Source organism: Prevotella sp. P5-92, from assembly GCF_002251245.1.
GTDB lineage: Bacteria > Bacteroidota > Bacteroidia > Bacteroidales > Bacteroidaceae > Prevotella.
On sequence record NZ_NPJG01000111.1, the window covers coordinates 21,177 to 27,910 of the forward strand.

Here is a 6,734-nt window from a genome sequence, read left to right on the forward strand (position 1 = left end):
CACTATTCGCAAAGGTTTAATCAAAAGAATATTTTTTTTTCATTTTTCTTTTCCTCTAATACTTAAGATATGTGGTCAAGCCATTGGCGATAAGTCTCTTCTACACTGAAACGACTGGCAAGCGACAAGGCCCTATCAGACATGAGCGACCAGTGTCTCTCTTCTGCCATCGACTTCATGGCAAGGGCGAGACTGGACGGGTGTTCGTTCTGGAACAAGATAGCTACACCTTGATTGTCAAGCAGTTCCTTCGCTACGGGTATGTCAGACGACACGATGGGAAGACCATGCGCCATGGCCTCGACAAGCACCAACGGCTGACCTTCCCAACGGGAACTCAGCACATAAACAGAAGCAGAGGCATAGTGACGCTGAATATCGGTTGTGAACGGGCATATACAGACCCTCTCCTCAAGGCCGTGACGGGCAATCATACTGCGTATCATGCTCTCTTCGGGTCCCTCGCCAACAATCTCGAGTGTCCAACGGCTGTCGGTCTTGGCAAATTCGGCAAAAGCTTCTATCAGTATGTCGAAGCCTTTATGACGGGGTGAGAAACGACCGATGGCAAGAAACTTGTGGTATTCGGCTCTCGCCCTTCCACGTGGCGTGAGTGTAAGCGGATTATAGATGACCGAAGCTGACAGGCCGAGATTTTGCCGAAACAACTCCTTGTCTGAAGTGGTGAGCACGATGATCTTGTCCAAACGACGCATCTCGTCGGCAAAGAAATGCTTCAGTCCGGGGAGATAAGGATGGGCTTTCACAAACAGGGCGTCGTAGCTATTATGCATCCAACCGACGACGACGGGTACACGAAGACGATGACGGATGGAGGCAAGATGTAACGAGAGGAACGCATGAACTCCGATGACGACATCGTAGTTGCCCTTATTTATCTTTTCGGCAAGCAGACGCTTGTATGAAGGTAGGAAGAAGCTATAGGAATAAAGACGCGTCCCTACCCCACTTCCCGACAGCAACCGCTTGTATATCAAGCTGCAAGCTTTGCAGAGATAGTACTGGAAATTGTGTGAAGAACGATAGCTGATATATTCGAACTTCACGTTTGACTCAGAATAGCCATACATCGACAGGTTTTCTTTCGTGTCGGTTGACAAGATGGTGACATCATGGACGGTGGCGAATTTGTTTGCGATGACGCCCAATACCCTTTGTACTCCTCCAAACGAGAACACCGTGTCTGCATAGAACAATATCTTCATACTACATTTAGATTGTTTATTGGGTTAATTACCTGGCAGGGAGAGTGAATATTACCGTTATACCCTCTGGAGCTTGTTGCGCATATATGCCACAGCCCCTGCAGTTTGTGGCTTCTGAATGGTCGCGTATGACTTGCCGACAGAGCAGGAACGGGACACTCTGTTCTGACACTGGCACAAACAACCGTTCCACAACGATGCCCACATCCTTGAACTTCGGCATGCTGACACTAAAACGGACGTATCCCACGACATCATTGTCGGTATTGACAGAGATATGGCGGTCGGCGGTCTGACGACAGAGTGTGTCGAGAAGTATCTCTACAAGCAAGGCGTTTGCCAACACATAGCCCGCATCGGCATTATGGTCGTAAGACGATAGCAGTTGGTCGATGGCTACACGTCTCACGCCAATCTTTATCTTGCCGACCTGGTCTGCAGCCTGACTGCATAGCATGGCATAGACATTGCGATAGTATTCCACCACTTCAGCCACGTCGCCCACTTGGCCGGTGTTCATCATCTGTCTGATGCGTCCGGGATAATACATGGTCTCGTGCTTAAGCGCAGAGAGGCAGTTGTCTAAAATAGAGTTACTTACATAGAGATTGTTGCTCTCGTATTCTGCTTTGTGCAACTGGTCGGTGGCATTGTCTATATCTTCTTGAGAGCGTTGTCTTGTGTCGATAGCACGGTCGATGGTCTGGCGAATGGTATCGACGACGGGTTGCAACTGGACGGGAAAGTCGTAAAGGGCAAGGCGGTCTATAGCGGACTTCTTCTCTTCGAGTGGTACCGTACTGTTGACGATGGTGTTTATCTGTGCTATCCTTTCTTCGCAGTATCTGAAATACAGACGGTGACGATAATACAACATATAGTATGCCGGAAGGATGGCGAGCAGCAGGAGAACGAGAATGATGACAGAAATGGTCTTGTTGGTCTGCGAGCTCCTCATCTGTGCACAATACTCGGCAAGGGTGTTATCGGCCGAAAGCTGGTTGTAGAGCACGGTAAACACCTTGTTGTTATATGCATACAGTTCCCAGTCGTGGAGAGCGAGTGCGGCGACAGCACACTCGTTGCGCATGTCGAGTATCACATTATAGTCTATATCGAGCTTGTCATGCAGCCATCTCACCTCTGGTATGGCGAGCTCCGTTTTGCCGTACTTCTGCAGCAGCATCTTTCCTCCTGGCACTAAACGAGAGTATTGTCTATTGAGGTACTGCCGACAAGAATCGGCAAAATCTACTGTACGTGAGTAGGTACCGGCAATATTTGAATAGTATGCACTGTCGGCATAAGAAGCCGCCTTCTTCATATAGTCTTGTTTGGACTCACCGGCGACTGCTGAGCAAGTCATGGTCATCAGCATCACCAATGCCATCACTCTTCTCGCCATGCCCAATGGCAGACGGAAGAAAAATCGGCTGCCCTTGCCACGTGTACTCTCTACACCAAGCGAGGCGATAGAAAAAACGGGACTTGTCTTTTTGTATTTCTCAATTATTCCCCGACAGTTCATCAATCCGAAGCCATGTCCTTCGTTTATCTTCCTGTCAAAGATGGTGGCTTTCTCTTCGTCTGTAAGTCCGCAACCACTGTCTTTGACGGATATCTCCACATAACGTTCAGTCGTATCGGCATATATCTCCACGCTTCCTCCCTTTGGAGTGTGTTTCATAGCGTTGTCTGCAAGGGTGTTGATCATGAAAAGGGTCAATACACGGTCTGCCTTTACCATTGCTGAAGTCGTCTTCACCGAAAGTGTTATTCCACGTGAACTGAACGTGTTTTCGTTTTTGCGCAATATGGCGAAAAGATCCTCCACACTGAAACTGTTGACCTTGATACTCAGCTGTCCCTCGCTTAGTTTTATCCACTGTGTGAGCAGTGCATTATTGTCGTTTATCTGGTCGATGAGCTCGGCGATGTATTGTTCTCTGTAGTCTCTTACCTCCTTTGACTCGTCCCTATGTCTGAGCATGTTTACCTCGTTGATGATTCTGTCGATAAAGGGTAACATGCTTACAACCATTGACATACGTGCTCTTTGTTCGAGGTTTCGTTTTACGTATTCCTCCTTGTTCAGTCGGCACAGCGCTTTCTTTTCCTCTATCTCCTCATACTCATCGGCGAGACGTCGGGTGTCTTCTTCATTGGTTTTTCGCCACTCCTCTAACGGGGCAAGGAGTTTGCGTGTGGCGTCGTCGCTGTTCTGTTTTCTGTACAGACGGTTGAAAAGCCATAGTGACACGAGCAGCAGCACAATGGCCATTCCCACCACCATCAGGAGGATATTCAGCTGTCGTGACGTCTTCCTGAGCATGTCGGCTCGCGACTCCAACAGACGGTCTTGTCGTGTCTCGTCCTGCATGTCGAGATATATGTTGCGGTTGTAGTCGCTCGATGGCTTGTCGTCGATGGCTGAATAAGCCACACTCATCTGTTCGCGAATGCTGGCCACGAGATCGGGGGCCTTGTCGATGATAGTGTCGGCGATGGCGGCATTGAGATAATTGATGGCACTCTCGTAGTCTCCTGCCCGCATATAGCACGAGGCAAGGGTACGGTATGCACCGGCTATCTGATATGTGTCGCCATAGGTCTCAAACTGTGACAATGCCTCTATGGCGAGTGTCCCTGCGATATCTTCTTCCGGGCAATCAGTCATGTCGATTACCCTCATGGCAGCTGGATTATTGTCGATTATGGTCCTTCGGTCAATGCTGTCGAGTAGATGACCTGCAATAGACTCGAGAGCGTTGGCTTGAAAATAGACTATGCCCGCCTTCTTTGCAAGCACGTAGCAGCCTATGAGATATTCAAACTCACGCTGGCAAAGGTCTTGTTGCGATTTCCCGTCGAGTATTCCTCCCGACCCGACGTTATAGAGATAGTTAAGGTATTGTGCTGTGTCTGCCTTTATCGTCTCCGGGTTGAAAGACAGTAATGCCTTTGACGACAAGCGGTTCTGTCCTACGTAATAATAATAGGTGGAGGTGACTATCGCCATCTCGCTTTCGGCATACATCAAACGGCTCTTCTGCCTTGGGGTAAGTTCTTCAATGTCTTCCTTCACCCTCTTGAGACGGTTGACGGCATTTTCCCTGACGTCATAGAAGCGCCTATTGGCCGACATCCTTTGACAGAGACGCATCATCTGCACGTCGGCCACAAGCAATTCCACTTGGTTTCGCGTGACGCTGCCTATGGAGAGAAGCATGCTGTCAGCCTTTTCATACTCCATACGTGCTATATCTACAAAAGCCATATTGTTTAGAGCCTCGGCCTTCCCGTCGCTGTATTCGGCAGACAGGTGAAAGGCTTTTTGCGCACAGATGCGAGCCGAGTCGAGGCTTTTGTAATGGAAGTCATACGACTTCTGATTCAGCATATCAACGGCATGACGCATATTGTCGTCGCTGCCACGACATGCTGAAAAAAACAAGAGACACAGCACACCCAATAGGAGTATGCCTGTGTCTCTTGCTGTGAGTATCTTATGCACGTGCCTTGGCAATGTATCCCAGTGCCTCCACACACTTGTCTGTGATGGCTTGCCAGTTTTCGGCAGCTATCACGTCCTTGGGGAAGAGTTTAGAGCCCATTCCCACGCAATAAACGCCAGCCTTAATCCACGAGGTGAGGTTCTCCTCGTCGGGTGAAACGCCTCCGGTGACCATGAGCTTCGACCATGGCATAGGAGCCATAAGTCCCTTGACGAGCTTTGGACCGAGGACGTCGCCAGGGAAGATCTTGCAAAGATCGCAACCTGTCTCTTGTGCTGCGCCCACCTCCGACACGCTACCGCATCCAGGTGTATAAGCTACCAGACGACGGTTGCAAATCTTAGAGATCTCAGGATTGAACAGAGGACCTACAACGAAGCATGCACCGAGTTGTATATATAGTGCTGCTGTGGCTGGGTCAACGACAGAGCCCACGCCCATGGCGAGTTCTGGACATTCCTTTGCAGCAAACTTCACTACTTCCTCAAAAACCTCGTGAGCGAAGTCACCACGGTTAGTAAACTCAAAGGCGCGCACGCCACCATCGTAGCATGCCTTCACCACTTTCTTTGCCACTTCGGCGTCCTTGTGGTAAAACACTGGCACCATGCCTGTCTCGCCAATCTTGGCAAGAACAGCTATCTTATCAAATTTTGCCATTTCTATATTAGGTTGGATGATATTAACGTTGTACTCGTCCTGAAGCGTCGCCACCAGCGAGCGCCTCTACTTCCTCGCGACTGACGAGGTTGAAATCTCCAGGGATGGTGTGCTTGAGGGCCGATGCTGCAACTGCAAACTCAAGAGCTTTGCCTTGATCGTCTGGATAGGTGAGAAGACCGTGGATAAGACCTCCTGAGAAAGAGTCGCCTCCACCTACACGGTCGATGATAGGCATGATGTCGTAATGCTTGCTCTGGTAGAAGTCCTTTCCATTGTAGATGAGTGCCTTCCAACCATTATGAGTGGCAGAGAGAGACTCGCGGAGAGTAGAAACGACATACTTGAAACCGAAAGTATCCATCATACCCTTGAAGATGCCGTAATATCCCTCAGCATCGGTCTTTCCGCCTTCGACATCAGCCTCAGGCTTAAAGCCAAGACAGAGCTGTGCGTCTTCCTCGTTTCCGATACACACATCCACATACTTCATCAGAGGCTTCATGATGCTTTGGGCTTTCTCTGAAGTCCACAATTTCTTACGGAAATTCAGATCGACAGACACCGTGACGCCATGACGCTTTGCAGCTTCGCAAGCCAGACGTGTGAGCTCGGCCGCCTTGTCGCTGATGGCTGGAGTGATGCCGCTCCAGTGGAACCAGTCGGCTCCCTCCATTATCTTGTCGAAATCGAAATCTTCAGGATCAGCCTCAGCTATCGAACTTCCCGCACGGTCATAGATCACTTTCGACGGACGCATGGAAGCACCTGTCTCAAGATAGTAGATACCCACGCGATTACCTCCACGGGCTATGAAGTCGGTGTTCACGCCATACTTACGCAATGCGTTGACAGCACACTGGCCAATCTCGTGCTTGGGCAGTTTTGAAACAAAGCAAGCCTCATGCCCGTAGTTGGCACAGCTCACTGCTACATTTGCTTCGCCGCCACCATATACAACGTCGAAGTATTCACTCTGTACGAATCTTTTCTGTCCTGGAGAAGACAGACGGAGCATTATTTCTCCTAATGTAACTACTTTAGCCATTTTTTTTCTTGTTGTTGATGTATTTGTAGATTACTTTATAACTGTTTGCGGGACAAAATTAGCACTTTTTTCCGAAACAACGAAGAAAAAACTAAAAAATCTTCATATTTTTGCAAAATATTGCGCTGTGCATTCGCACAATTCAATAATTATTGGTAATTAAAGTTTCCCACACCTAAAAGAAGTGGTTGAAATTGCTGCTAAGCCTTTATCCCATTTATTGGGAACAGACTTCTCGTTCTTTGAAATTATTGAAAAAAAATCTGAAGATAAATAACAGATTGA

At 48.6% G+C, this 6,734-nt stretch carries 4 protein-coding genes; all 4 read right to left on the reverse strand.

Annotated features, from left to right (window positions below):
• Positions 1–62 precede the first annotated feature (62 nt).
• The 4 genes from CIK99_RS10870 to CIK99_RS10885 are packed head-to-tail and all read right to left on the reverse strand — an operon-like array spanning position 63 to position 6,449.
• Positions 63–1,226, reverse strand: coding sequence for a glycosyltransferase (locus CIK99_RS10870; RefSeq protein ID WP_094381531.1), 1,164 nt, complete (start codon positions 1,224–1,226; stop codon positions 63–65).
• 28 nt (positions 1,227–1,254) lie between these two features.
• Positions 1,255–4,740, reverse strand: a complete 3,486-nt coding sequence (locus CIK99_RS10875) for a DUF5112 domain-containing protein (protein ID WP_094381532.1) — start codon at positions 4,738–4,740, stop codon at positions 1,255–1,257.
• Positions 4,733–5,401 (reverse strand): bifunctional 4-hydroxy-2-oxoglutarate aldolase/2-dehydro-3-deoxy-phosphogluconate aldolase, encoded by a 669-nt coding sequence (locus CIK99_RS10880; RefSeq protein ID WP_094381533.1) that lies wholly within the window; start codon positions 5,399–5,401, stop codon positions 4,733–4,735. Before CIK99_RS10880 ends, CIK99_RS10875 begins: the two co-directional genes overlap by 8 nt.
• Positions 5,402–5,423: 22 nt before the next feature.
• A complete protein-coding gene (locus CIK99_RS10885; protein ID WP_094381534.1) occupies positions 5,424–6,449 on the reverse strand; it encodes a sugar kinase in 1,026 nt (341 codons plus the stop codon).
• Positions 6,450–6,734 lie beyond the last annotated feature (285 nt).

Bases quoted from the DNA above. Each gene is read 5' to 3' on its own strand.
- CIK99_RS10870 (WP_094381531.1), bottom strand. From the start codon at position 1,226: ATGAAGATATTGTTCTATGCAGACACGGTGTTCTCGTTTGGAGGAGTA.
- CIK99_RS10880 (WP_094381533.1), bottom strand. From the start codon at position 5,401: ATGGCAAAATTTGATAAGATAGCTGTTCTTGCCAAGATTGGCGAGACA.
- CIK99_RS10885 (WP_094381534.1), bottom strand. From the start codon at position 6,449: ATGGCTAAAGTAGTTACATTAGGAGAAATAATGCTCCGTCTGTCTTCT.